Source organism: Qipengyuania sp. NPDC077563, from assembly GCF_044901345.1.
In the GTDB taxonomy this organism is placed as follows: domain Bacteria; phylum Pseudomonadota; class Alphaproteobacteria; order Sphingomonadales; family Sphingomonadaceae; genus Qipengyuania; species Qipengyuania aestuarii.
Genome location: NZ_JBJDPC010000002.1, coordinates 134,418 through 157,139 on the forward strand (window position 1 = coordinate 134,418; position 22,722 = coordinate 157,139).

The window sequence follows — 22,722 nt, forward strand, 5'->3', positions numbered from 1 at the left end:
GCCCTTTCCTTTTGCGGATCAGTCTTCTTCGGGCTTCAGGCCGATCGCGTCCAGCATGCCGGGCAGCCACTGCCCTTTCTGATGATCGTAGAAGGGGAAGGTGTTGGTATAGGCCCACATGCACATGCCGATCCCGGTGGGGGCGAAAGTGTCGTGGATGGTGCGGTGATAGGTCACCCGGTCTTCCAGCGGGATGTGGCGGTCGAAAGCGCCGGTTTCGCCCATGAAGGGCGTCTTGCCGGTGCGCGCCTTGTATGCCTCGATCGCGGCGACATCGCGCTTCAGCATCGCCTCGTCCTCGGCGGTGGGGAAGCTGCGGCCCACCGGCGGCACGTCGGGCCCGGCCCATTCCGCGCCCTGATGGGTGTAAGCGAAGGGTTCGTAATAATGGAAGGTCGGGTGGACGTTGGGATCTTCGGGCAGGGGCAGCGTCTCGAGCGATTTGATCCCGCTCCAGTTTTCCCCGCCGATGATGACCGCCCGCGTGGGGTGAAGCGCGCGCACTTCTTCCAGCGCCGGGGTCAGCGTGGTAAGCAGGTTCGAATGGTCGAACTTGTTGTGTGGTTCGTTTTCCAGTTCGAACCACAGTGTCTCCTCGGGATAGCCTTCGAACCGCTCGGCGATCTGTTTCCACACGCCGCCGTGCCACTCGGCCACTTCCAGCGGGCGCTCGTAGATCGGATCGAAATGGTGGCTGTTGAGGATCACGTTGAGATCGGCTTCCAGCGCCCAGTCGACCACTTGCTGCACCCGGTTCATCCAGGCCGCGTCGACCGTATAGGGTGCCTCGCTCAGCGATTTGTTGTGCCAGCGCACCGGGATGCGGACCGTGTCGAAGCCGGCAGCGGCGATCCGCTCCATATCCGCCTTGGTCACGCGCGCGCCGCCCCAGGCACCTTCGGTTTCCGGCTCCAGCGTGTTGCCGAGATTGATGCAGGTGCCGACGGGCAGCGGATCGGTGGCCGCTTCGCTGGCGGCGGGGGCGTTGGCGGCGGTCTGCGCCACGGACTGGGTCGCCAGCGAGGAGGCGCACAGGATCAGCGAAGATCGCAGCAAAAATCGCTTCATGTTTTTCTCTCCCATTATGTCTTGGCCCCTTTCCGCCAATTCGGACGAAAAACCCTCCTGTTCGGGCGTATCGGCACCGATCAAGAGGGTGTTCGGGCCATTATCCGCAACGCAGGACGGTCTCCGCATCGCTGCCAAGCCGCACTTCGCCGATGGCGTAATCGGTCTGGCCTTGCGTTTCCAGCACGAAAGGCTGGGTCAGATTGGTCACGTCCGCGCCGTTTTCCCGCAGGCATTTCAAGGGGATACCGTAGCGGACATAGTCGCTCGTCACGGGCAGGTCGATATCGACGAAGCCCTCGCTGTCGGGCCCGATCGCACCCAGGCGGGCACTGTCCGGAGAATCCCAAACCTTCAATGTTACCAACAACATAACGTCCGCATTCGTCTCGCGGTCGATATCCAAGGCATCGAAATTGCGCAGCTCGGTGCGGGCCAAGCCGGAGGTTATCGCAAAGCGCCGCGCGCCTTCCTGCACCAGGTAATTCTCAGCCGTAACCGTCGCTTTTCCCGAGAGAATTTCCGCAGGGACATTGGTGATCCGGATCTGGTCACTCTCCTCGCCGCCGCTCACCAGCAGCGACCAGCGCGCCGCCGGCGCCCCCGCGCTGAACCACAAACGGCTATCTCCCGCCAGCTCGGTGGTATCCAGCTCGGGCAATTCGGCCCACTCCGAAGCGTCGCTGGCATAGCTCAGACCATATCCGTAATCGAACAGCGCGCCATCGGCGATCTGCGTCGTCCGCGGCCATGCTGCGGGCAATTTGCCGGTGAAATCGAAGCGCGGCGTACCGTCTTCCTTCGCCATCAGGACATCCGCGATCCCGCCGCCCTCGCTACCCGGAAGCCACGCCACAACGAAAGCGTCGGCATCGTTGAGGGCGGGATTTACATAAAGCGGGCGCCCGGTGATCATCAGCGCAACCACCGGAATTCCCTGCGCTTTCAGCTTGCGCATGGTTTCGAAGGGAGCGGTCAGTTCGGGATCGAGCGCCAGTGCTTCGCGGTCGCCCTGAAACTCAGCATAGGGCGTTTCGCCGAACACCACCACCGCCGCATCGGGCCGCGTTTCGAAGGTCCCGTCGGGCGACAGTTCCGCGCTGCCCCCGGCTCCCTGCACGGCCTGTTCTAGCCCCGACCAGATCGAGGTGGCGCCCGGGAAATGGCTGTTGTTCACCCCCGTGCCCTGCCAGCTGAGCGTCCAACCACCCGACTGACGGGCGAGATCGTCGGCACCGTCACCGGCCACCAGCAGGCGCCCGCCCGGTTCGAGCGGCAGAACGCCCTGGTTCTTCAGCAATACCAAGCTCTTGCGCACCGCTTCACGGGCAATAGCGCGATGCTCCGGCGAGCCCAGCTCCTCGTAATCGCCGGAATAGGGGCGATCGGACGGCTTGCCTGCGTCAAACAGGCCGATGCGGCCTTTGACCCTCAAGATTCGCGCAACGGCATCATCGATCCGGTCCATCGGTATGGTCCCGGCCTTGGCGCGCGCCAGCAAATCTTCATAGATCGGCTTCCACGTATCGGGCGCCATATACATGTCGATACCGGCCATCAGGGCCTGAGGGCAGCTTTCGTTACTGCACCCCTCGACCTGTCCGTGAGCATTCCAGTCGGACACAACGAACCCGCCGAAATCCATCCGGTCCTTCAACACACCTGTCACAAGCGACCGGTTGCCCGTCATCTTTTTACCCTGCCAGCTGGAGAAACTGACCATGACAGTAGAGACACCCTCCGCAATTGCGGGGCCGTAAGGTTTGCCGTGGATATCGCGCAGTTCTTCTTCACTGATCGAACTGTCACCCTGATCGACACCGTCATCGGTCCCGCCATCGGCGAGGAAATGCTTGGTCGAAGCGATAACATAGGGCCCTGCCAGCAGATCGTCGTTCGACGGAGGACCCTGCAATCCGCGGACCATCGCGCCAACATAGGACGCCACTAGGTCGGGGTCGGAGGAATAGCCTTCATAAGCGCGGCCCCAGCGGAAATCCTGCGGCACTGCCACGGTGGGGGCAAAAGTCCATTCCTGGCCAGTTACGCGGATTTCCTTGGCCGTTGCTGCGCCGATCTTCTGGATCAGATCTACGTCGCGCATGGCGCCGAGGCCGATATTGTGCGGAAAAATCGTGGCGCCGATGATGTTGGAGTGCCCGTGGACGGCATCGGTGCCCCAGATGAGGGGAATGCCCACGCCGCCATCGCTCTTGTCGACAGAGGCAAGGTAGAAATCGTCAGCGGCCGCCAGCCACTCGGGGGCCGGGGCCAGATCGTTGCCGCCGGGGCCGCTATTGCCCCCGACAAGGATCGACCCGAGGTTATACTTGCGAACGTCTTCGGGAGTGACGCAGCAAAGGTCAGCCTGAACCAACTGCCCGATCTTCTCTTCCAGCGTCATGCGCGCCAGAAGCGAGGCAATGCGCGCTTCATCGTCTGATTGGACGGCAACCGGATATTCGTACGCAGGCCAGATTTCGGGATGAGCTACGCCCGCATCTGAAGGCGCCGTGACAGAAACTGCAGGCCGGCTTGCGACCTGAGCGCTGCCGACCGAGTAGGTCGAACATCCTGCAAGAAACGCGCTGGCGCCAAAAAGCGCGACGATACCGACGGATTTCACGGACATTTTCCCTCCCCTAGAGCAGCCTGCCTTTTAGCTCGGCCCCGCGCGAATTATGTGAGCGCTATCATTAGCTATTGAACGAGAAGAGCGCTGTCAATTGCGGTTAATTCCGCAAAGCTACCATACAGACGATAAGCTGCTCTGATCTCGCTGTCAGACGGTAATGATAGCGGTACCAGACGCGTCCAGTGATCCCGTCCGCTAGCCCCTCATCACCGTTTCGAGCGCTTCTGCCGTTATCGGATAGCCAAGGTCTTCGTCGATCCGCAGCCACTTCGTCCCCTCACGTTCTTCGGTAAAAGGCATGATCGTGCGTACGGGTATCCGCTCGGCCTGCTCTTTCGCAGCGGAGAAACTGCCGAACTGGGCGAGGCGTTCGAGATTGCGGCGGGTAGGGAAGATGACCTTGATGTCGCCGCGTTCCGCAGCGTCCAGCGCGGCTTGGGCGCTGGTCCAGAAAAGGTGGGTGTTTTCCGCCAGGTCCGCCTCGATCTCGACTGCGCCCGTCCCGAGATCGGCGATGTAGAACCGGGTATCGAACAGGCGCGTCAGGCGCTCGTTCTTCGGAAACCAGCGCGCGAAGGGGGTGAGCTGGTCAAGATCGAGTTCCCAGCCGAAATGATCCAGGACAGTTGCCAGATCTCCCGTCTGAAGCAGGTAGGACCGTGCGCGGCGGGCCTTGTCGGAGTCTATCTCGCCTGCCAGGCCGATGACCAGGCCCGTCTCCTCCAGCGTTTCGCGGACCACGGCGATCTGATGAGCGGCCTCTTCGGGGTCGAGCGGACCGCCGATCATGGCGCCGAGTTCATAATCGCTCGGATCGACGCGTCCGCCGGGAAAGACGGCCATCCCCCCTGCGAAGACAAGCTCTCTGGACCGGATCGTCATCAGGATTTCCGGCGGCCCGCCGCTCGGCGCATCGCGAAACACGATCACTGTGGCAGCGGGGATTCCTTCGGCATCATCGGTTCTTGGACTGGTCATCGTCTGGCAGTCTGCCGCCAACAGAGACGCTTGCCAAGCGGGGAGAGTGACGCATCCTGCCGGTATCTTTTACAGGTCAGCGTGTGCTGGCATTCTTGTTAACCATCGCAATGCCAGGAAGGCGGAGGATGGGCGCGAGCTGGCACGGGCTCTGCATAATGAAATCCGTCCCTGATAGTCTTCGAGGCGAGCAAGCATTAAGCGCTCGCCTCCCCAATAAAAAACCCGCCCGGTAGTCCCCCGGGCGGGTTTTGTTTTTAGTCGATGAAGGGACGTCAGCTTTCGGCTTTGGCGACGTTCTTTTCATCCATAAGCTGCTTAAGTTCGCCAGCTTCGAACATTTCCATCATGATGTCGCTGCCGCCGAGGAATTCACCTTTGACGTAGAGCTGGGGAATGGTCGGCCAGTCGGAATAGGACTTGATGCCCTGGCGGATTTCCATGTCCTGCAGAACATCGACGCTCTCGTAAGCGACGCCGCAATGATCGAGAATGGCCACCGCGCGGCTGGAAAAACCGCATTGCGGAAAAAGCGGCGTGCCTTTCATGAAGAGCACGACGTCGTTTTCCTTTACGATGTCAGAGATGCGCGAATTTACGTCGGACATATGAGCCCTGCCTTTGGAATTGCTGAATTTGTCTGAAGATCAGTTGGGGGCTTGCGTGGTGAGTTGCAAGGCGTGGAGTTCGCCGCCCATCCGTTCACCAAGCGCCTCGTAAACCAGCTTGTGCTGCGCAACCCTTGTCTTTCCCGCGAATTGCGGAGCAATGACCTTGGCTGCCCAGTGATCGTTATCGCCTGCTAGATCGCGCATCTCGACTGTCGCGTCGGGAAGCGCGGCCTCGATCAACGCGACGATGTCTTCGGCTGGCATCGGCATGGGATTACTTCTGATCGCTCATGAACTGGCGACGCGCCTCAATGGTGCAGTCATCCAGCTTGGCACGGATATCGGCTTCGCTCACATCGCATTCGGCAGCGGTCAGATCGCCCAGCAGCTTGCGCACTACATCTTCGTCGCCCGCTTCTTCGAAATCGGCTTGTACGACCGCTTTCTTGTAAGCGTCGGTTTCCTCGGCAGTGAGCCCCATCTTCTCGGCGGCCCATTCCCCGAGAAGCCGGTTGCGGCGGGCGGCGATCTTGAATTCGTTTTCCTGATCGAACGCGAATTTGGTTTCCTCGCCGCGTTCGCGGTCCTTGAAATCGGTCATGTCATTTCCCTTGAAGCATTTGCCATCCGAATAGGGACGCTCCGCGCGAGCGGCAAGGATGTAGGCGCGATTATTCCATCGTGACCACGAGCTTTCCGATCGCGCCGCGGTTCTCAAGCTTGGTGATCGCTTCGTGAGCGCGTTCGATCGGATAGGTTTCGCTGATCAAGGGACTGATCTTGCCAGCCTTCCAAAGGTCGAACAATTCGGCGATGTTGGCGTTATTGCGCTCCGGTTCGCGCGCTGTGAATGCGCCCCAGAATACGCCGCGAATGTCGCAGCTTTTCAAGAGGGTGAGGTTTAGCGGCATCTTGGCGATACCGGCCGGGAAACCGACAACCAGGAAGCGGCCTTCCCAAGCGATCGAACGGAGCGCGGGCTCTGAATAATCGCCGCCGACGATGTCGTACACGATATCGGCGCCATTGGGCCCAACCGCTTCCTTGAAATCGCTGGCCAGCTTTTTCGAGGTATCCTTGTCGAACGGCGCGCGCGGATAGATCACAACCTCATCGGCGCCCGCATTGCGTGCGACCTCGGCCTTTTCTTCGGTCGACACGGCGGCGACCACGCGGCAACCATAGGCCTTCGCTAATTCGATTGCTGACAGCCCCACACCGCCCGCAGCGCCAAGGATCAGCACGGTTTCGCCTTCCTTGATATCGCCGCGATCCTTTAGGCCATGGATCGTCGTCCCGTAGGTCATCAGGAGTGCAGAAGCCTGAACCAGGTCGATGCCATCGGGAACTTTGAAAAGCTTGGCCGCGGGGGCGACGACCTTTTCCTGCAAGCCGCCATTGCCCAGTCCGCATATGACCCGGTCGCCAACGGCAAACCCTTCGACGCGCTCACCCAGCTGTTCGATCGTGCCGGATATCTCGCCGCCCGGCGCGAAGGGGCGGGGCGGCTTGAACTGATACATGTCGCGGATAATCAGCGTGTCGGGGAAGTTGATGGCGCAGGCGGCGACATCGATCAGAACTTCGCCCGTTCCGGGAGCAGGAGTTTCGATCTGTTCGACGACGAGCGTTTCGGGGCCGCCGGTTTCTTTCGACAGGACTGATTTCATGCGTGTTCTCTCCGGTTTTTTCGGGGCGCGTCTAGCCAGGGTAATCCGGCTGCACGCTCTGTTTCGTGTTCTTCGATGACCGCATCACGCTCCAACGTCAGACCGATTTCATCAAGCCCGTTGGTAAGGCAATGCTTGCGAAAGGGATCGATGTCGAAAGCGAAGCGGTCCTGGAAGGGAGTGGTCACGACCTGATTTTCCAGATCGACGGTGATGGGATGATCCTTCGCCACTTCGAGAAGGCGGTCGACCTGATCCTGCGGCAATTCGACCGCGAGGATGCCGTTCTTGAATGCATTGCCGGAAAAAATGTCGGAAAAGCTGGGCGCGATCACCGCAGTGAGCCCCATGTCCAACATGGCCCAGGCGGCATGTTCCCGGCTAGAGCCGCAGCCGAAATTGTCGCCCGCGATGAGAATGGGGGCGTTGGCAAAGTCTTCGACATCGAAGGGGTTGCCGGGCGCTTGCCGAATAGTCTCGAAAGCGCCTTGGCCAAGTCCTTCGCGGCTTACCGTTTTAAGCCAGTGTGCAGGAATGATGACATCGGTATCGACGTTCTTCAGGCCGAGCGGAATGGCGCGGCCATGGATTGTCGATACCTGCTTCATCAATCGGTCTCCGGATTCTCGCCCGAGGGAATTTTCCCCGGCTGATTGGGCTTGTTCTTACGTTCGCGGCGCTTGTTTGCATAAAGCAGCGCTGCAGCGATGGCGGCGGAGCCGATGGCCCCAGCGATTGCGGCCTTGCCGTTGGGAAGTTTCGTCATGCTTCCCTCATGGTATTTGGCGCGGGTGAGGGCAAGGGGTCACGTGCCCATGAGCTTGCGCACGTCGGTCAGATGACCTGTCACCGCAGCCGCTGCAGCCATCGCCGGACTGAGCAGATGGGTGCGCGCTCCGGGACCCTGCCGCCCCACAAAGTTGCGGTTCGACGTCGATGCGCATCTTTCGCCGGCGGGCACCTTGTCCGGATTCATCGCAAGGCAGGCTGAACAACCCGGCTCGCGCCATTCGAAACCGGCGTCCGTGAAAATGCGATCGAGCCCTTCCTCTTCGGCCTGGCTCTTGACCAAGCCTGATCCGGGCACGGCAATCGCCCAGCGGACATTCTCGGCCTTGGTCCGGCCCTTCAGAACTGCAGCGGCCGCACGCAGATCCTCGATCCGGCTGTTCGTGCATGATCCTATGAAGATATTCTCGATGGGAACCGATTCCATCGGCGTGCCTGGTTCGAGGCCCATGTAATCGAGGCTTTTGCGCGCAGCGTCCTTCTTGGCCTGGTCGGCAAAGCTTTCGGGGGCGGGCACTTTCCCGCCGATTGGTACGACATCTTCGGGGCTGGTCCCCCAGCTGACGGTAGGCTCGATCTCCGACGCGTCGATGACGACACTCTTGTCAAATCGCGCACCGTCATCGGTCGCGAGGGAGCGCCACCAGTCGATCGCTTTTTCCCAAGCCTCGCCAGTGGGCGAATAAGGACGGCCTTTCAGATAGGCCAATACCGTGTCATCGGGCGCTATGAGGCCTGCCCGCGCGCCGCCCTCAATGCTCATATTGCAAACGGTAAGTCGGCCTTCGACGCTCATTCTCTCGAAGACCTCGCCGCGATATTCGATGACATGTCCCGTGCCTCCGGCGGTTCCGATCACTCCGATAATATGGAGAATGAGATCCTTGGGTGTGACCCCGGGTCCGAGCGCGCCTTCGACCCGGACTTCCATCGTCTTGCTGGGGCGTAGCAGCAGCGTCTGGGTCGCCAGGACATGCTCGACTTCGCTCGTGCCGATGCCGAAGGCGAGGGCGCCAATACCGCCATGCGCGGCTGTATGGCTGTCCCCGCACACGATTGTCGTCCCCGGAAGGGAGAACCCCTGTTCGGGCCCGACCACATGTACGATGCCCTGTTCAGGCGCGACAGCGTCGATGTAGTCGATGCCGAAAGAAGGCGCGTTTCGCTCCAGCGCGGCGAGTTGCGCGGCGCTCTGCCGATCTTCGATCGGCAGCCGCTGCCCGGCCTCGTCAGTTCGGGCGGTCGTGGGCAGATTGTGATCGGGGACAGCGAGCGTGAGATCGGGACGGCGGACTGTGCGGCCTGCAAGGCGGAGCGCCTCGAACGCCTGCGGACTTGTCACCTCGTGTACGAGGTGACGGTCGATATAGACCAGGCAGGTGCCGTCGTCATGCCGTTCGACGACATGAGCGTCCCAAATTTTCTCGTAGAGTGTCCGTGGTTTGCTAGCCATGCCATCGTTGTGGTCCCGGATCGCGCCGGGAGCAAAAAGGCAAATCCAGAGTCTTCCAAACTTAACCTTTCTGTGCTTTACTTACATTCATGTCAGCAAAGCCATTCAGCTTCTCGATCAAGGTCCTTCCCGGCGATATCGATTTCATGGGGCACGTGAACAATGCGCGCTACCTGAACTGGGTGCAGGACACGGTACTGGCGCACTGGCAAAAGCTCGCGCCGGCGGACGAAGTCGCCAGCAAGGCATGGGTCGCGCTCAAGCACGAGATAACCTATCGCAAACCAGCGTTCCTAGATGACGAGGTGATCGCGGAAACGGTGCTGGAAAAGATAAAAGGCGCGCGCAGCTTCTACAACACGGTGATTCGCCGCGGCGAAGATGTCCTGGCAGAAGTGAAAAGCATGTGGTGCTGCCTCGATGCCGACAGTCATCGCCCCGCGCGCATCAGTGCCGATGTAGCGGAAAAATATTTCGGGATTTGTCGCAAGAGCGGGGTCGCCGCAGACTAAGTCTTTTGCGCTGGGCCGCCCGGCAACCTATATAGACCGTATGCGGGAAAGAAATCAGGTTTCGAAATTGCCGCTTTCGGCCCGCCGACAGGCAGCGACTGGTCTTGTCCTGGCGTTAGCGATCGTCGCCGCGTGGGCCTGCCTGCACGCTTATGCCATGTTCGTTTTCGAGCTTCGCTGGGCAAGCCTTCCGCTGGCCTTGGCCATGGCCTTGCTCCAATGCTGGCTGTCGGTTGGTCTTTTCATAGTCAGCCACGATGCGATGCATGGCTCGCTGGTGCCCCGCGGCGGTCGGGTGAACGATATGATCGGGGGCCTTTTGCTTTTCATCTACGCGGGCTTTTCCTGGCGGCGGATGCGCGATGCCCATTTCGCCCATCACCGCGTGCCGGGTAGCCCGGATGATCCTGACTTCAGCGCAGATCACCCATCGCACTTCTGGCCTTGGTACGGCCAATTCCTGAAACGTTATTTCGGTTGGCAGTCGGTTGTTTTCGTTTTCACCGTCGTGCTGACGTACTGGCTTGCCTTCGGCGTTCCGGTCGAGAAGATTGTTCTGTTATACGGTATGCCTGCCATCGCATCGTCTATGCAGCTTTTCTATTTCGGGACTTTTCGCCCCCACCGGCATGGAGAAGATGGCTTCGCTGACCGGCACAACGCCCGCTCCGACAATTTCGGAACCGCGGCATCTCTCGCCACCTGCTTTCATTTCGGCTATCACCACGAACATCACCTGGCACCCAATGTACCATGGTGGCATTTGCCGGCGGCGCGTCGGCAGGCATCCCGCGACGAACAAGTGACAGCATGACCGTTCCAGCCATCTTACTCACCGTTTTTCTTTCCATCCTTGGCATGGAGGTATTCGCCTGGTGGGCGCATAAATACGTCATGCATGGCTGGGGTTGGGGCTGGCATCGGGATCACCACGAGCCGCACGATAATATCTTCGAGAAAAACGATCTTTACGCCGTGACCTTCGGGACGATCGTGTTCGCCATGTTTGCCATCGGTTATGTATGGTCGGACTTGCTCTGGTGGATTGCGTTTGGAATAACCTGCTACGGGCTGATCTACACCTTCGTTCATGACGGGCTGGTCCATCAGCGTTATTTTCGCTGGGTTCCGAAAAAGGGGTATGCCAAGCGGCTGGTCCAAGCGCATAAGCTTCATCATGCGACTATCGGCAAGGAAGGCGGCGTCAGCTTCGGATTCGTGTTTGCGCAGGATCCGGCAAAACTGAAAGCCGAATTGCGCCGGCAACGCGAAGCAGGTGAAGCCGTGGTACGCGAAAGCGCCGGAGCCTGAGGCCCCGGCGCTCTCTGCAAAAAATCTGATTTTCGTTCTTAGCGGGCGTAGTTCACGAACAATCCGTGGATTAGCCCGGGAATGAATCCCAACAGCGTGAGCACGAGGTTGATCAATGCGGTCTTTCCCAGCCCATGCTTGGCGGCGACGCCGAGCGGGGGCAAGAGAATGGTCGCGATAAGTATCAGAATTGCCATGTAGAATGTCCTCTGGTTCGCCCTCCCGTCGTCCGCCTCACCAATGGTCGATCGACGCGCTCGTTCCTCAGAAGTTATTCATTTCGTGTCGCAATCCAGCTTCCTGCGATCACCAGGATCGCGATGGATATCAGATACCATGGATGACCAAGGGTGAAATATGTGAACACGGAACCGGTTGCCATCGCTCCGATTGCAATCGTTTTCGAGGAGCGGCTGATCGCGCGGCGTTCACGCCAATCTTTTACCTGCGGCCCCCAATGCGGGTGGTCGAGTATCTTTTGTTCAAGTTCGGGGCTTGAACGGGCGAAGAAATAGACTGCCAGCAGCAGGAAGGGTACCGTCGGCATGATCGGGAGCACCGCGCCGATCGCGCCGAGCGCCACCGCCAGATATCCCAGAATACGGTACAGATGACGCATGTCAGCCCGTCGCTATGCGTGACGCGTGTTCCTGGACCAGTGCGATCATGTTCGGGACGCCCTGTGTGCGATTGCTCGACAGTTGGTTCTTGAGATCGAAAGGTGCCAGCGCCTGGTGGATGTCCATGGCGGCGATCGTCTCGCCGGGCTTGTCCTGGACCGCAGCAATCACGAGCGCGACGATACCCTTGGTGATGGCGGCATTGCTATCCGCCAAGAAGTGAAGCTCGTCCGCCTCACCGGTCGGATAAACCCATACGCTTGCCGAGCACCCGCGAACGAGGGTGGCATCGGTCTTGAGAGCATCTGGCATGGGATCGAGTTCGCGGCCCAGTTCGATCAGCAGGCGATATCGCTCGTCGCCTTCGAGAAACTCATATTCTTCCTGGATATCTTCAAGACTTCTCACGCAAACTCCGTTCGTACCAATGTATCGGATGGTAGGTTTCGCTACGATACGTTCAGGACGAATGGGAAACAAATTGGTTCACAGATCAACTCCGCTGGCGATTGCTTCCAGCTTCTTGATCCGTTCCTTGAGGTCGGCGAGCTCGATCCGGGCTGCGCCGATCGAGGAACCTTCCTCCGCGCGCGGAGCGGTATGGCCGTCCAATTCGCGCCGCTTGAGTTCCAGCCAGCCCTGCCATGCACGTAGCAGGGCCGCTGCAATAATAACGATGCCAGTCAGACTTGCTGCTGCAATTACGAGTGTCGGCTCGAACATTTCCCCATGTCCTCCTTGAACCTGTATCTTTCCCTACCGCCTCAATCGCTCTGCTTGTCACGCAGGGCTTCGATCTCGGCGGAAATCCGTTTGGTTTCTTGCGCGTCTAGGGAATTGCCATCGGTGGCGATCCGCTCCAGCACCCGAATGCGCTCGCGCAATTCGTCGATTTCCTGTCTTGTCTCCTCATCCTCCTTCGCCGGAAGAGGATAGCCGTCTTCGTCGTACTTCACGTTCGCAATCCGATCGCGTCGGTACGTATACATCTGGACCACCGCCCAGATGGCGACGATCACGATAAGCGCGGTCCAGATATTCATTCGATAGGCTCCGCCAGCTGCGGACCAGCTGCCACTTTATCCAGTCTGCGCAATTCTTCGATTTGCGAGGCCAGGGCATGGTTGCTGTCGGTGGCGATCCGCTCGAGCACCCGGACGCGTTCTTCCATCTTCGAATAATCGCCATTGGCAAAGCGCAGCTGTTCTGCCTTCGCCTCTTCAACGCGAGCCTTCAGTTCCAGCTTGCGTGCTTCGTGCTCCTGCACCCTCTGGTTCACGAAATAGGCGAACGGCAGGACCATCATGACGATGGCGAGGATGAACGCGAAGATGAGAGTAAGGTCGGGATCCATCAGTTTGCCTCCTGCTTGGCACGCAGGGACTCGATTTCGCTGGTAAGCTGATATCCACTATCGGTGACGATGCGCTCAACATTCCCAAGCCGGTCCTTCAGTGAACCGAGTTCGGCGCGAAGCTGGGCGTTTTCCTGGGTGAGCAGTTTCACCCGCTCTTCGGATTCGAGGCTTTTGGGGTAGAGTGGCTTCCCCCACCCGCTTTCGAGTGGATAGCCGTTCCTGATGCGAAGCCAGGTCGTGGTCACCCAACCAATGGAAAGTGATACGATGCCCACCGCAATCATCGGCGCCAGAGCCTCAAGTAAAGCAATCTTTTCCATTACGTGCGCTCCTTGCTTTGCAGTCCTGCCGGATTGATATTTCCCTCGGGACGACCGCGCAGTGCCTCGATCTCCTCGCGCAACGAATAGCCGCGATCGGTCACGATTTTCTCCAGCACCACCATGCGATCCTGCATCGTGTCCAGCTTCTCGTTCAGTTCGCGGTTTTCAGCGCGCAAACGCTTGGTTTCGGCGGTATCCGAAGGCTCGGTCATCCCGCCCCATTCGTTTTCCAAGGAATAGCCGTGCTTTGCGCGGATCCAGTTGTTGATCAGCCATCCGCCCGTACTGACTGCGATGATGGCGATAACAAAAGAGGCGTCTCCAAAGTCCATTATGCTCGCTCCCCGTGTTTGCAATCCAGAGGTAAACCGCTTTCCTTTTGCTCCACCTCTCGCTGGTCACGCAGGGCCTCTATCTGAGTGGCTACATCGTAGCCCCGGTCGGTCACGATGCGCTCCAGCACGCGGACGCGATCCTCAAGGTCCTGAACGTGGCTGGCATATTGCGCCGCTTTTTCTGCCGTGGCTTTCGCGGTGGTTTCTACGTTCATTTCGGCAATCTTTTGCTGATGCCTTGTCCAGATCGCTATGATCGGGATTGTCAGCGCGAGGATCGGGACGAGCACTCCAAGGTCACTCATGATGGTTTTCCCTTGTTTCGTGCGCCTCAGCGAAGCCGTTCGATTTCAGCGTTCAGGCGCGGATTGCTGCTGACGTAGAACGTTTCGACTTCTGCCAGGCGGCGATCGACGTCCTTCATCTTGGCGCGGATTTCGCGAGCGGTCCGTTTCGGGCTCTGTCGAACGCGCTGCCAATAGCGCTGCTCGTCAGGCTCCGAATAGAGATGGGCGGGCTTCTTGTTGAGCAGGATGCCGGCCAGGAAGTAGAACGGGATCGTCGATCCGCCGGTCATGAAGGTCAGGCCGAGAAACCCGAGGCGAACCCAGAAAGCGTCGACGCCGGTATAGTCCGCGATGCCCGAGCAAACGCCCATCAACTTCGCATTCTGCTTGTCACGATAGAGGGTGGTGCGGGGGCTGTTCACTGGTGAACTCCTTTTTTCTCGGCAATCAACTGCTCTAATTCGCGCAGTTGCTGGTTATCCTGTTCGCTATCGTGGATCAGGCGGGCGGGGCGAAAGTCAGGATTGTCGGAAGCGACCAGGCGCTCGACCGTATCCATGCGTTCGTCCAGACGTTTGGCGAGGTTGTAGAGCTCTTCGAGCAAGGCCTCGTCATCGGTGGTAATGGTGGCGGAAGTCTTCCACTTGGTGATGTAGTGAAGGACGATCCACGGGAGGGCGATGAAAATCGCAACGACTGCAAATACTTCTTCCATGGCTTAGCCCTCCTTCTCGGCGCTGTCGTTTTTACCGAGCGCTTTCTTCATTTCCGCTAGCTCGTCGTCGATCGCATCGGCTCCTTCCAGCGCGGCGATCTCGTCGGACAGGCTGGGTTTGCCGGCGCCGTCCGAAATGCTCAGTGCGTCCGCTCTGCCTTCGGCATAATCGACACGGCGTTCGAGCTGGTCGAACCGGCTCAGCGCATCGTCCACACGTTCTTCGGTCATCAGGCTACGCAGCTTCACGCGGTTTTCCGCACTCTCGAGACGCGCAGCGATGGCGGTCTGGCGGCTGCGCGCTTCGCGCAGACGGTTCTGGAGCTTGTGAATGTCCTGCTCGTAGGCGCGAAGAGCATCATCGAGTACGGTGATTTCTTCCTTAAGCTGATCGGCCATGTCGGCCGCCTTTTTCTTTTCGACGAGAGCAGCGCGGGCCAGATCCTCGCGATCTTTGGACAGGGCCAGCTGGGCCTTTTCGCCCCAGTCGCTCTGCAGCTTGTCCAGCTTCACAGTATGCCGGTGCATTTCCTTTTGGTCGGCAATCGTGCGCGCGGCACTGGCGCGGACCTCCACCAGGGTTTCCTCCATTTCGAGGATGATCATGCGGATCATCTTCTGCGGATCGTCCGCCTTGTCGAGCATATCGTTGAAATTGGCCGCGATGATATCGCGAGTACGGCTGAATATTCCCATTAAAGGTGCTCCACTGGAGAAAAAGTCTGTGCCCCGGTTGCGCGGCTTGCCCTGCGTCGGAGTAGGCGATCGGCGGAGCCGTTCAACCTCACTATCCAGACGCGAAAGAGTTACCCGATCGGGGCGGGCCGAAGCGCTATTCTGCCGAGCGGGAGGCTCGGAGGTTTCGGGGACGAGGCGCTCCGGCCCAAGGGGGTGTTTCTGATTGCTCACGCGATTTCCATCTGCTGGATCGATGCCACCATCGGCATCGGGGTGGCGACTGTGATCTGAGAACTCAAGGCAACGAAGGCGGCCATCATAGCTACACTGGCGAGTGCGGCCTTGCCGAGGGTCGTGCTGAAGAACTTGCGATCGTACATGGTGTCCTCCCTGGACGTGATTTCTTGTTGTTCACTGTTCAGCAAAGGCTGTGCCAAATTCCGTTTGTGGCGGAAAACAGCGGGATTTGTGATCTCATCCTGACCCTCGATTGGTGACTATTGCCAAGCCTTGGTGAAATTTCCTATGTGTTGGCCATGGAGCGCGAAAATCAGTTTATCGGACAGTCCGGGGCCTTTCTCGATGCGGTCGAAAGGGCGAGCCGCGCCGCTCCAATGCGCAGGCCTGTTCTCGTCATCGGAGAGCGAGGGACCGGCAAGGAATTGATCGCCGAGCGTCTTCATCGTTTGTCCACGCGGTGGGGGGAGCCGCTGGTGACGATGAATTGTGCCGCGTTGCCGGAGACGCTGATCGAAGCCGAACTCTTCGGGCACGAAGCGGGGGCGTTCACCGGCGCGACGAAGCAGCGGATTGGCCGGTTCGAGGAGGCGGACAAGGGGACGCTGTTTCTTGATGAACTGGGCACGCTTTCCATGGGCGCTCAGGAGCGCCTGCTGCGCGCTGTCGAGTATGGGGAGGTCACCCGGATCGGGTCATCGCGTCCGATCAGAGTGGATGTGCGCATCGTCGCTGCGACCAATGAAGATCTTCCGCACAAGGCTCGTCGCGGCGAATTTCGCTCCGACCTGCTCGATCGCCTGAGCTTTGAGGTCATTACTCTTCCACCCTTGCGGGTGCGCGAAGGAGATATTGAGGTCCTGGCGGATTATTTCGGTCGGCGCATGGGAGCGGAACTGGGGTGGGAAGCCTGGCCGGGCTTCGCGGACCATGTCGCGGAGCAACTGGAAAATCATCCATGGCCCGGCAACGTTCGCGAGTTGCGTAACGTGGTGGAGCGTGCGGTCTACCGCTGGGACGACTGGTCCAATCCAATCGGTCATGTGGTGTTCGACCCGTTCGACAGTCCCTGGAAGCCAGCGCCTATGCCTTCGATTAAAGCCCACCAGAAAGCCGAGAATAGTGCAGAGGCGCCAGAAGCCACCCCGCAACTTGACGAGATCGATGATCTGCGAGCGGCGGTCGATTCGCACGAAAAGGCGATCCTCGAACACGCACTGGGCAAACACAGATGGAACCAGCGCCAGACCGCAAAGGCGCTCGGCTTGAGCTACGACCAGTTGCGGCATGCGATCAAGAAGCACGGCCTAACCGACGCCGAGTGAGCATTGGTTCTCGGCGAAGCTCGAGTGGCACCGAAGGTAAGGTATCCTACTGATAGGCACTGGATTTGGCGCCGGGTCCCAGCTCCTTTTTGCGGGGCCTTGCCTTTTTCGGGACTCGCGCCTATCTCCGCATCAATCCCGACATTGTCGCGACACTGTGGGGCTGGCGCCGGAAGGGGCCGGCACCAAACTCCGTTGCCATGATGTCATCCAGTCTTGGAGTATGAATGGCCGACATCGATCGCTTGAACGACATTATCGAACCCGAAGCGCAGGCGCTGGGCTTCGAGCTCGTACGCGTGAAGATGATGGCGTCCGAAGCTGGCGACGGTGGGCAGGCGCTCCAGATCATGGCCGAAGACCCGGCGACCGGGCAGCTTGTGATCGAACAATGTGCCGCGCTCTCGCGCCGCGTGTCAGACAGGCTCGATGAGCTGGAAGAGCAGGGCGAGGTACTTGTGCCGGGTGCATACCATCTGGAAGTGTCGAGCCCTGGTATCGATCGTCCCCTTACCCGGTCGAAGGATTTCGCCAACTGGTCCGGGCACGAAGCGAAGATTTCGCTGGTCGAGAAGGTCCATGGCCAGCGCACGCTCAAAGGTGACCTCAAGGGCATCGATGGCGATATGGTCACGATCAAGGATCACAAGGCGGGCGAAGTTTCCTTCCCCCGTAATCTCATACATTCGGCAAAGCTCGTCTTGACCGACGCGCTGATCGCCGCCACCCAGCCGCTCGACACAAGCGGTGCCGACGACATCGAAGAAGAAAAGGCAGACGACTGATGGCCAGTGCCATTTCCGCCAACAAGGCAGAGCTCCTTGCAATCGCGAATGCGGTCGCATCGGAAAAGATGATCGACAAATCCATCGTGATCGAAGCGATGGAAGAAGCGATCCAGAAGTCCGCCCGTAACCGCTACGGCGCGGAGAATGACATTCGCGCCAAGCTCGATCCGCAGACGGGCGACCTTCGTCTGTGGCGTGTCGTCGAGGTTGTCGAAGAGGTCGAGGACTATTTCAAACAGGTCGATCTCAAGGCCGCGCAGAAGCTCGAAGCTGATGCGAAGATCGGCGACTTCATCGTCGACCCGCTGCCGCCGGTCGATCTCGGCCGTATCGATGCGCAGTCGGCCAAGCAGGTTATCTTCCAGAAGGTTCGCGATGCGGAGCGCGAGCGCCAGTTCAACGAATTCCAGGACCGCGCCGGCGAAGTCATCACCGGGGTGATCAAGTCGGTCGAGTTCGGCCACGTGATCGTCAACCTCGGTCGGGCCGAAGGCGTTATCCGCCGCGACCAGCAGATCCCGCGCGAGGCCGCTCGTGTCGGCGAGCGTGTTCGCGCATTGATCACCAAGGTCGAGCGCAACAACCGCGGCCCGCAAATCTATCTCAGCCGCGCGCACCCCGACTTCATGAAGAAGCTGTTCGCGCAGGAAGTCCCCGAAATTTACGACGGCATCATCGAGATCAAGGCCGCTGCCCGCGATCCGGGCAGCCGCGCGAAGATCGGCGTGATCAGCCATGACAGCAGCATCGACCCGGTCGGCGCCTGCGTCGGTATGAAGGGTAGCCGCGTTCAGGCCGTCGTGCAGGAACTGCAGGGCGAAAAGATCGACATCATCCCCTGGTCGGAAGATGGCGCGACCTTCATCGTCAATGCGCTGCAGCCCGCCACCGTCAGCCGCGTGGTCCTCGACGAGGAAGACGGCCGGATCGAAGTGGTGGTGCCGGACGATCAGCTGAGCCTCGCCATTGGCCGCCGTGGTCAGAACGTACGTCTGGCCAGCCAGCTTACCGGAAACCAGATCGACATCATGACCGAGGAAGAAGCCTCGGAAAAGCGCAGCAAAGAATTTGCCGAGCGCTCCAAGATGTTCGAAGAAGAACTGGACGTCGACGAAACGCTTTCGCAGCTGCTCGTGGCCGAAGGCTTCGCCGAGCTGGAAGAAGTCGCCTTTGTCGAGCTCGACGAGCTTGCGGCGATCGAAGGCTTCGACGAGGAACTGGCTGAAGAACTCCAGAACCGCGCGAAGGAAGCGCTCGACCGTCAGGAAGAGACTTCCCGGACCGAGCGCCGTGAACTGGGCGTGGAAGACGAACTGGCAGACCTGCCGCACCTCACCGAGGCGATGTTGGTCACCCTGGGTAAGGCTGGTCTCAAGACCCTCGACGATGTGGCCGATCTCGCCACTGACGAACTCATTGCCAAGAAGCGCGAAGCGCCGCGTCGCCGGAACAATACCGACGGCCCGCCGATGCGCCGTGATCGTCCGCAGCGCGAAGCTGACAAGGGCGGCGTGCTCGGCGAATACGGCCTGACCGAAGAGCAGGGCAACGAGATCATCATGGCTGCCCGCGCCCACTGGTTCGACGACGAAGAGGAAGCTCCGGCTACTGCCGAGACGACCGACACGCAGGAGGCCGCCGATGCGGACTCCACCCAATGAGCGCCTGACGTCCGACATCGCTGAAACTGGCAAGGCCCGGAAAGCTTCCGGGCCCCAGAAGGCCTGCCCGGAGCGTCGGTGCATCCTGACGGGTGCAACCGAATCGCGGGACGCACTGGTGCGTCTTGCCGCTTCGCCCTCGGGTCTGGTGCTCCCCGACGCGCAGGAAAAAGCGCCGGGTCGGGGCGCGTGGGTGTGCTCATCGCGCAGCGCGATCGAAGAGGCGCAGACGAACGGCAAGCTCAAGGGTGCCCTTGCGCGGGCCTTCAAGACCGGCGATCTCGAAATACCCGAAGAACTGCCCCAGAAGATCGAAGATGCGCTCAAACGCGTCTTTCTTGATCGGCTGGGTCTCGAAATGCGCGTCGGAGCCCTTATCTTGGGGACGCAGCGCATTGCCGAGACTGCCCGTGCTGGCGGTATCTCGGCGCTTTTCCATGCCAGCGACGCCAGCGAGGACGGGCGCAAGAAGCTCGATCAGGCGTGGCGCGTCGGCCGGGAGACGGAAGGCAGCGGGGAACGGGGCTGGACCCTGCCTCTAGACCGCGACGCTCTGTCTGTGGCATTGGGCCGCGACAATGTCGTCCATCTCGGACTGGCGAACGATGCAGCGGCTGCTCGGGTGCTCAAACCCTTGAAGCGGCTGATGCATTATCTGGGACAGGAAATTCCCGACGAATCCGGGCGTGCGAATTCGCGCGCCGCAACCGATACGAACGATTGAACGAAGAGAAACGAGCAAGAATGAGCGACGACGACAAGAAACCGGCCCGTAAACCGCTTACCCTCAAGGGCGCGCAACCGGGCGAGGTCAAGCAGACCTTCAGCCACGGCCGCACCAACAAGGTGGCGGTTGAGGTGAAGCGCCGCCGCAAGCTCGTGAAACCGGGCGAAGCGGCACCTACCCCGGCGCCTGCCGAGGCGGCGCCAGAGGCAGCTCCGGCGCCGACACCGGCTCCCGCGCCAGCTCCGGCCCCTGCGCCTGCGGCCAAGAAGCCTGCGCCCAAGAAGGCACCTCCTTCCAATGAAACGCCGCAGGAGCGCGTCGCCCGCCTTCAGCGCGAAGCCGAGGAAGACCGCCTGCGTCAGGCCGAGGAATCCCGCAAGCGCGAAGAAGAAAGCGCACGCAAGGCTGCCGAGGACGAGAAGAAGCGCGCCGAGGAAAACCGCAAGGCCGAGGAAGAGGCTGCCAAGAAGGCTGCCGAAGATGCAAAGAAGGCTCCCGAAGCCAAGGAAGCGGCAGCCGAGCCGGAAGCCGAGGCCGAGGCAAGCGAACCTGCTGCCGATGCCGAGGAAGAAAGCACTTCGGCGCCCGCGCCACGTCGCTTCACTCCGGTCAAGCGTCCGGAAATCAAGAAGCCAGAGCGCGCCAAGAAGAAGGAAGACAAGCCTGCTCGCGGTGCCACGGCCGAAACGCCGGACAAGCGCCGGTCGGGCAAGCTCTCCGTCAAGAAGGCTCTCAACGAGGACGAAGGCCGCCGTGCGCGCAGCCTCGCCGCGCTCAAGCGTGCGCGCGAGAAAGAACGCCGCATGCAGGGCGGTGGCTCCAACAAGCCGCGTGAAAAGCAGGTGCGCGACGTCGTGGTGCCCGAGGCGATCACGGTTGGCGAACTGGCCAAGCGCATGGGCGAGAAGGGCGCCGACCTGGTCAAGGAACTCTTCAATCTCGACATGATGGTCACCGTCAACCAGACGATCGACCAGGATACGGCAGAACTGCTCGTCGAACAGTTCGGCCACAACATCGAGAAGGTTTCCGAAGCCGATGTCGACATCGCCGCAGAGGCTGATGTCGATCCGGAAGAAACGCTGAAAGCGCGTCCGCCGGTCGTCACCATCATGGGCCATGTCGATCACGGCAAGACGTCGCTGCTCGACGCGCTTCGCGGCGCCAATGTGGTGAAGGGCGAAGCCGGGGGCATTACCCAGCATATCGGCAGCTATCAGGTTAAGACGAAGAACGGCGACAAGGTCACCTTCCTCGATACGCCTGGCCACGCCGCCTTTACGCAGATGCGCCAGCGCGGTGCCAACGTCACCGATATCGTGGTGCTGGTGGTGGCCGCCGATGACGGCATCATGCCGCAGACCATCGAGGCCATCAACCATACCAAGGCCGCCGGCGTTCCGATGATCGTGGCGATCAACAAGATGGACAAGCCGGAAGCCAATCCGGACAACATCCGCACCCGTCTGCTCGAACACGAAGTCATCGTGGAATCGATGTCGGGCGATGTGCAGGACGTGGAAATCTCCGCCAAGGCGAAGACCGGTCTGGACGATTTGCTCGAAAAGATTGCGCTTCAGGCTGAACTGCTCGAACTGAAAGCCAATCCCGATCGCATGGCGGAAGCGACCGTCATCGAAGCGCAGCTCGACAAGGGCCGCGGACCGGTGGCCACCGTGCTTGTCACCCGCGGCACGTTGGAGCGTGGAAACACCTTCGTTGTCGGCACCCAGAGCGGCCGCGTCCGCGCGATCGTTGATGATCAGGGCAAGCAGATCAAGAAGGCCGGGCCATCGATGCCGGTCGAGGTCCTTGGCCTCGGCGGCGTGCCGAGTGCCGGTGACGTGCTAACCGTGGTCGAGAACGAGCAGCGCGCTCGCGAAGTTGCCGAATACCGTCAGGAGAAGGCGACCGAGAAGCGCACTGCATTGGCTCCGACAAGCTTCGATACGATGTTCAACAACCTCGCATCGAATGTGATCGAATTCCCCGTGCTGGTGAAGGCCGACGTACAGGGTTCGGTCGAAGCGATCACCTCGGCGCTGCACAACCTCTCGAACGACGAGATCAAGGTCCGCGTCCTGCATGCAGGCGTGGGTGCGATCACCGAAAGCGACGTTCAGCTGGCTGCGGCTTCGAAGGCGCCGATCATCGGCTTTAACGTCCGTCCCAATGCGAAGGCCCGCGAACTGGTCAAGCGCGATGGGGTGGAGATGAAGTATTACGACGTAATCTATCACCTGACCGAGGAAATCGCGAAGGAAATGGCCGGCGAGCTGGGTCCGGAGCGGATCGAGAATGTTGTCGGCCGTGCCGCGATCAAGGAAGTCTTCCGTTCGGGCAAGAAGGACAAGGCCGCCGGTCTGCTCGTCGAGGAAGGCGTAATCCGCAAGGGACTGCACGCACGTCTCACGCGCGACGATGTCATCGTCTCGGCCACGACCATCGCCTCGCTGCGCCGTTTCAAGGACGATGTGGACGAAGTCCGCGCCGGTCTCGAATGCGGTGTGGTCCTCGCCGACACGAACGACATCAAGCCGGGCGACCAGCTTGAAGTGTTCGAGGTCGAGGAGCGCGAACGCACACTGTGATCCGTTTCGGGTCCGACAGACCGCATGATGAAGGCGCCGTCCATCCAGAGG

The 22,722-nt window shown here is 60.3% G+C and carries 31 protein-coding genes; 8 read left to right on the forward strand and 23 right to left on the reverse strand.

The features are described 5' to 3' along the window. Window positions 1-18: 18 nt before the first annotated feature. The 10 genes from ACI2I1_RS06360 to leuC form a co-directional block, all read right to left on the reverse strand. Window positions 19-1,068 (reverse strand): glycoside hydrolase family 5 protein, encoded by a 1,050-nt coding sequence (locus ACI2I1_RS06360; RefSeq protein ID WP_404678437.1) that lies wholly within the window; start codon window positions 1,066-1,068, stop codon window positions 19-21. A gap of 100 nt (window positions 1,069-1,168) precedes the next feature. Continuing rightward, window positions 1,169-3,700 carry a glycoside hydrolase family 3 N-terminal domain-containing protein gene (locus tag ACI2I1_RS06365; protein WP_404678438.1) on the reverse strand — a complete coding sequence of 844 codons (2,532 nt, stop codon included), beginning with the start codon at window positions 3,698-3,700 and terminating at the stop codon, window positions 1,169-1,171. A gap of 198 nt (window positions 3,701-3,898) precedes the next feature. After that, entirely contained in the window at window positions 3,899-4,681 is a 783-nt protein-coding gene (locus ACI2I1_RS06370; RefSeq protein ID WP_404678439.1) for an NUDIX hydrolase, read from the reverse strand. Window positions 4,682-4,956: 275 nt separating this feature from the next. After that, the gene (gene grxD / locus ACI2I1_RS06375) at window positions 4,957-5,289 is read right to left on the reverse strand and encodes a Grx4 family monothiol glutaredoxin (RefSeq protein ID WP_221542162.1); all 333 of its coding nucleotides are present in this window, start codon (window positions 5,287-5,289) and stop codon (window positions 4,957-4,959) included. A 39-nt stretch (window positions 5,290-5,328) separates the two neighbouring features. Beyond that, window positions 5,329-5,562, reverse strand: a complete 234-nt coding sequence (locus tag ACI2I1_RS06380; RefSeq protein ID WP_404678440.1) for a BolA/IbaG family iron-sulfur metabolism protein — start codon at window positions 5,560-5,562, stop codon at window positions 5,329-5,331. Between the two features lie 4 nt (window positions 5,563-5,566). Continuing rightward, the gene (locus tag ACI2I1_RS06385; protein WP_221542160.1) at window positions 5,567-5,893 is read right to left on the reverse strand and encodes a DUF1476 domain-containing protein; all 327 of its coding nucleotides are present in this window, start codon (window positions 5,891-5,893) and stop codon (window positions 5,567-5,569) included. Window positions 5,894-5,963: 70 nt separating this feature from the next. Next, window positions 5,964-6,962 carry an NADPH:quinone oxidoreductase family protein gene (locus ACI2I1_RS06390; protein WP_404678441.1) on the reverse strand — a complete coding sequence of 333 codons (999 nt, stop codon included), beginning with the start codon at window positions 6,960-6,962 and terminating at the stop codon, window positions 5,964-5,966. Continuing rightward, window positions 6,959-7,570 (reverse strand): 3-isopropylmalate dehydratase small subunit, encoded by a 612-nt coding sequence (gene leuD / locus ACI2I1_RS06395; RefSeq protein WP_404678442.1) that lies wholly within the window; start codon window positions 7,568-7,570, stop codon window positions 6,959-6,961. Before leuD ends, ACI2I1_RS06390 begins: the two co-directional genes overlap by 4 nt. Continuing rightward, window positions 7,570-7,728, reverse strand: a complete 159-nt coding sequence (locus ACI2I1_RS06400; RefSeq protein ID WP_404678443.1) for an isopropylmalate isomerase — start codon at window positions 7,726-7,728, stop codon at window positions 7,570-7,572. The genes leuD and ACI2I1_RS06400 overlap by 1 nt, the downstream gene beginning before the upstream one ends. 39 nt (window positions 7,729-7,767) lie before the next feature. Then, window positions 7,768-9,204, reverse strand: coding sequence for a 3-isopropylmalate dehydratase large subunit (leuC, locus tag ACI2I1_RS06405; protein ID WP_404678444.1), 1,437 nt, complete (start codon window positions 9,202-9,204; stop codon window positions 7,768-7,770). An 89-nt stretch (window positions 9,205-9,293) separates the two neighbouring features. On the opposite strand from leuC, the gene ACI2I1_RS06410 reads away from it, so the two are divergent. The 3 genes from ACI2I1_RS06410 (at window position 9,294) to ACI2I1_RS06420 (ending at window position 11,027) form a co-directional block, all read left to right on the forward strand. Next, complete coding sequence (locus ACI2I1_RS06410) at window positions 9,294-9,716, forward strand: acyl-CoA thioesterase (protein WP_404678445.1); 423 nt, start codon at window positions 9,294-9,296, stop codon at window positions 9,714-9,716. 157 nt (window positions 9,717-9,873) lie between these two features. Next, the gene (locus tag ACI2I1_RS06415; protein WP_404679143.1) at window positions 9,874-10,530 is read left to right on the forward strand and encodes a fatty acid desaturase; all 657 of its coding nucleotides are present in this window, start codon (window positions 9,874-9,876) and stop codon (window positions 10,528-10,530) included. Further along, a complete protein-coding gene (locus ACI2I1_RS06420) occupies window positions 10,527-11,027 on the forward strand; it encodes a sterol desaturase family protein (protein WP_221542153.1) in 501 nt (166 codons plus the stop codon). The genes ACI2I1_RS06415 and ACI2I1_RS06420 overlap by 4 nt, the downstream gene beginning before the upstream one ends. Window positions 11,028-11,065: 38 nt before the next feature. Here the strand turns inward: ACI2I1_RS06420 and ACI2I1_RS06425 are convergent, their stop codons facing one another. The 13 genes from ACI2I1_RS06425 to ACI2I1_RS06485 form a co-directional block, all read right to left on the reverse strand. Continuing rightward, entirely contained in the window at window positions 11,066-11,224 is a 159-nt protein-coding gene (locus ACI2I1_RS06425; protein WP_221542152.1) for a YqaE/Pmp3 family membrane protein, read from the reverse strand. A gap of 74 nt (window positions 11,225-11,298) precedes the next feature. Further along, complete coding sequence (locus ACI2I1_RS06430) at window positions 11,299-11,646, reverse strand: YbaN family protein (RefSeq protein ID WP_221542151.1); 348 nt, start codon at window positions 11,644-11,646, stop codon at window positions 11,299-11,301. Window position 11,647: 1 nt separating this feature from the next. Continuing rightward, on the reverse strand, window positions 11,648-12,055 hold the full coding sequence (locus ACI2I1_RS06435; RefSeq protein WP_221542150.1) for a SufE family protein: 408 nt from the start codon (window positions 12,053-12,055) through the stop codon (window positions 11,648-11,650). Window positions 12,056-12,133: 78 nt separating this feature from the next. After that, window positions 12,134-12,370: a hypothetical protein gene (locus ACI2I1_RS06440; protein WP_221542149.1), complete on the reverse strand. Its 237-nt coding sequence runs from the start codon at window positions 12,368-12,370 to the stop codon at window positions 12,134-12,136. Between the two features lie 41 nt (window positions 12,371-12,411). After that, complete coding sequence (locus tag ACI2I1_RS06445) at window positions 12,412-12,690, reverse strand: hypothetical protein (RefSeq protein ID WP_221542148.1); 279 nt, start codon at window positions 12,688-12,690, stop codon at window positions 12,412-12,414. Then, window positions 12,687-13,001, reverse strand: a complete 315-nt coding sequence (locus ACI2I1_RS06450) for a hypothetical protein (RefSeq protein WP_404678446.1) — start codon at window positions 12,999-13,001, stop codon at window positions 12,687-12,689. Before ACI2I1_RS06450 ends, ACI2I1_RS06445 begins: the two co-directional genes overlap by 4 nt. Next, on the reverse strand, window positions 13,001-13,324 hold the full coding sequence (locus ACI2I1_RS06455) for a hypothetical protein (RefSeq protein WP_404678447.1): 324 nt from the start codon (window positions 13,322-13,324) through the stop codon (window positions 13,001-13,003). Before ACI2I1_RS06455 ends, ACI2I1_RS06450 begins: the two co-directional genes overlap by 1 nt. Next, window positions 13,324-13,659, reverse strand: a complete 336-nt coding sequence (locus ACI2I1_RS06460; protein WP_404678448.1) for a hypothetical protein — start codon at window positions 13,657-13,659, stop codon at window positions 13,324-13,326. The genes ACI2I1_RS06455 and ACI2I1_RS06460 overlap by 1 nt, the downstream gene beginning before the upstream one ends. Continuing rightward, window positions 13,659-13,967: a hypothetical protein gene (locus ACI2I1_RS06465; RefSeq protein ID WP_404678449.1), complete on the reverse strand. Its 309-nt coding sequence runs from the start codon at window positions 13,965-13,967 to the stop codon at window positions 13,659-13,661. Before ACI2I1_RS06465 ends, ACI2I1_RS06460 begins: the two co-directional genes overlap by 1 nt. 26 nt (window positions 13,968-13,993) lie before the next feature. Next, the gene (pspC, locus tag ACI2I1_RS06470) at window positions 13,994-14,371 is read right to left on the reverse strand and encodes an envelope stress response membrane protein PspC (RefSeq protein ID WP_224811075.1); all 378 of its coding nucleotides are present in this window, start codon (window positions 14,369-14,371) and stop codon (window positions 13,994-13,996) included. After that, window positions 14,368-14,664, reverse strand: coding sequence for an envelope stress response membrane protein PspB (pspB, locus tag ACI2I1_RS06475; protein WP_221542142.1), 297 nt, complete (start codon window positions 14,662-14,664; stop codon window positions 14,368-14,370). The genes pspC and pspB overlap by 4 nt, the downstream gene beginning before the upstream one ends. Before the next feature lie 3 nt (window positions 14,665-14,667). Continuing rightward, window positions 14,668-15,459, reverse strand: coding sequence for a phage shock protein PspA (gene pspA, locus ACI2I1_RS06480; RefSeq protein ID WP_404679144.1), 792 nt, complete (start codon window positions 15,457-15,459; stop codon window positions 14,668-14,670). Window positions 15,460-15,569: 110 nt separating this feature from the next. Then, entirely contained in the window at window positions 15,570-15,722 is a 153-nt protein-coding gene (locus tag ACI2I1_RS06485) for a hypothetical protein (protein ID WP_221542140.1), read from the reverse strand. 156 nt (window positions 15,723-15,878) lie between these two features. Here ACI2I1_RS06485 and pspF point away from each other — a divergent pair, with 156 nt between their 5' ends. The 5 genes from pspF (at window position 15,879) to infB (ending at window position 22,671) form a co-directional block, all read left to right on the forward strand. Then, window positions 15,879-16,904, forward strand: a complete 1,026-nt coding sequence (gene pspF, locus ACI2I1_RS06490) for a phage shock protein operon transcriptional activator (RefSeq protein WP_404678450.1) — start codon at window positions 15,879-15,881, stop codon at window positions 16,902-16,904. A 227-nt stretch (window positions 16,905-17,131) separates the two neighbouring features. Further along, window positions 17,132-17,689 carry a ribosome maturation protein RimP gene (gene rimP / locus ACI2I1_RS06495; RefSeq protein WP_404678451.1) on the forward strand — a complete coding sequence of 186 codons (558 nt, stop codon included), beginning with the start codon at window positions 17,132-17,134 and terminating at the stop codon, window positions 17,687-17,689. Beyond that, window positions 17,689-19,353 (forward strand): transcription termination factor NusA, encoded by a 1,665-nt coding sequence (gene nusA / locus ACI2I1_RS06500; protein WP_404678452.1) that lies wholly within the window; start codon window positions 17,689-17,691, stop codon window positions 19,351-19,353. The genes rimP and nusA overlap by 1 nt, the downstream gene beginning before the upstream one ends. After that, on the forward strand, window positions 19,334-20,077 hold the full coding sequence (locus tag ACI2I1_RS06505) for a DUF448 domain-containing protein (RefSeq protein WP_404678453.1): 744 nt from the start codon (window positions 19,334-19,336) through the stop codon (window positions 20,075-20,077). The genes nusA and ACI2I1_RS06505 overlap by 20 nt, the downstream gene beginning before the upstream one ends. A gap of 20 nt (window positions 20,078-20,097) precedes the next feature. Next, window positions 20,098-22,671: a translation initiation factor IF-2 gene (gene infB / locus ACI2I1_RS06510; protein ID WP_404678454.1), complete on the forward strand. Its 2,574-nt coding sequence runs from the start codon at window positions 20,098-20,100 to the stop codon at window positions 22,669-22,671. Window positions 22,672-22,722: the final 51 nt, after the last annotated feature.

Excerpts from the sequence above, each read along its gene's own strand:
- ACI2I1_RS06360 (WP_404678437.1), bottom strand. The coding sequence starts at position 1,068 with ATGAAGCGATTTTTGCTGCGATCTTCGCTGATCCTGTGCGCCTCCTCG.
- ACI2I1_RS06365 (WP_404678438.1), bottom strand. The coding sequence starts at position 3,700 with ATGTCCGTGAAATCCGTCGGTATCGTCGCGCTTTTTGGCGCCAGCGCG.
- ACI2I1_RS06370 (WP_404678439.1), bottom strand. The coding sequence starts at position 4,681 with ATGACCAGTCCAAGAACCGATGATGCCGAAGGAATCCCCGCTGCCACA.
- grxD (WP_221542162.1), bottom strand. The coding sequence starts at position 5,289 with ATGTCCGACGTAAATTCGCGCATCTCTGACATCGTAAAGGAAAACGAC.
- ACI2I1_RS06380 (WP_404678440.1), bottom strand. The coding sequence starts at position 5,562 with ATGCCGATGCCAGCCGAAGACATCGTCGCGTTGATCGAGGCCGCGCTT.
- ACI2I1_RS06385 (WP_221542160.1), bottom strand. The coding sequence starts at position 5,893 with ATGACCGATTTCAAGGACCGCGAACGCGGCGAGGAAACCAAATTCGCG.
- ACI2I1_RS06390 (WP_404678441.1), bottom strand. The coding sequence starts at position 6,962 with ATGAAATCAGTCCTGTCGAAAGAAACCGGCGGCCCCGAAACGCTCGTC.
- leuD (WP_404678442.1), bottom strand. The coding sequence starts at position 7,570 with ATGAAGCAGGTATCGACAATCCATGGCCGCGCCATTCCGCTCGGCCTG.
- ACI2I1_RS06400 (WP_404678443.1), bottom strand. The coding sequence starts at position 7,728 with ATGACGAAACTTCCCAACGGCAAGGCCGCAATCGCTGGGGCCATCGGC.
- leuC (WP_404678444.1), bottom strand. The coding sequence starts at position 9,204 with ATGGCTAGCAAACCACGGACACTCTACGAGAAAATTTGGGACGCTCAT.
- ACI2I1_RS06410 (WP_404678445.1), top strand. The coding sequence starts at position 9,294 with ATGTCAGCAAAGCCATTCAGCTTCTCGATCAAGGTCCTTCCCGGCGAT.
- ACI2I1_RS06415 (WP_404679143.1), top strand. The coding sequence starts at position 9,874 with ATGTTCGTTTTCGAGCTTCGCTGGGCAAGCCTTCCGCTGGCCTTGGCC.
- ACI2I1_RS06420 (WP_221542153.1), top strand. The coding sequence starts at position 10,527 with ATGACCGTTCCAGCCATCTTACTCACCGTTTTTCTTTCCATCCTTGGC.
- ACI2I1_RS06425 (WP_221542152.1), bottom strand. The coding sequence starts at position 11,224 with ATGGCAATTCTGATACTTATCGCGACCATTCTCTTGCCCCCGCTCGGC.
- ACI2I1_RS06430 (WP_221542151.1), bottom strand. The coding sequence starts at position 11,646 with ATGCGTCATCTGTACCGTATTCTGGGATATCTGGCGGTGGCGCTCGGC.
- ACI2I1_RS06440 (WP_221542149.1), bottom strand. The coding sequence starts at position 12,370 with ATGTTCGAGCCGACACTCGTAATTGCAGCAGCAAGTCTGACTGGCATC.
- ACI2I1_RS06445 (WP_221542148.1), bottom strand. The coding sequence starts at position 12,690 with ATGAATATCTGGACCGCGCTTATCGTGATCGTCGCCATCTGGGCGGTG.
- ACI2I1_RS06450 (WP_404678446.1), bottom strand. The coding sequence starts at position 13,001 with ATGGATCCCGACCTTACTCTCATCTTCGCGTTCATCCTCGCCATCGTC.
- ACI2I1_RS06455 (WP_404678447.1), bottom strand. The coding sequence starts at position 13,324 with ATGGAAAAGATTGCTTTACTTGAGGCTCTGGCGCCGATGATTGCGGTG.
- ACI2I1_RS06460 (WP_404678448.1), bottom strand. The coding sequence starts at position 13,659 with ATGGACTTTGGAGACGCCTCTTTTGTTATCGCCATCATCGCAGTCAGT.
- ACI2I1_RS06465 (WP_404678449.1), bottom strand. The coding sequence starts at position 13,967 with ATGAGTGACCTTGGAGTGCTCGTCCCGATCCTCGCGCTGACAATCCCG.
- pspB (WP_221542142.1), bottom strand. The coding sequence starts at position 14,664 with ATGGAAGAAGTATTTGCAGTCGTTGCGATTTTCATCGCCCTCCCGTGG.
- ACI2I1_RS06485 (WP_221542140.1), bottom strand. The coding sequence starts at position 15,722 with ATGTACGATCGCAAGTTCTTCAGCACGACCCTCGGCAAGGCCGCACTC.
- pspF (WP_404678450.1), top strand. The coding sequence starts at position 15,879 with ATGGAGCGCGAAAATCAGTTTATCGGACAGTCCGGGGCCTTTCTCGAT.
- rimP (WP_404678451.1), top strand. The coding sequence starts at position 17,132 with ATGGCCGACATCGATCGCTTGAACGACATTATCGAACCCGAAGCGCAG.
- nusA (WP_404678452.1), top strand. The coding sequence starts at position 17,689 with ATGGCCAGTGCCATTTCCGCCAACAAGGCAGAGCTCCTTGCAATCGCG.
- ACI2I1_RS06505 (WP_404678453.1), top strand. The coding sequence starts at position 19,334 with ATGCGGACTCCACCCAATGAGCGCCTGACGTCCGACATCGCTGAAACT.
- infB (WP_404678454.1), top strand. The coding sequence starts at position 20,098 with ATGAGCGACGACGACAAGAAACCGGCCCGTAAACCGCTTACCCTCAAG.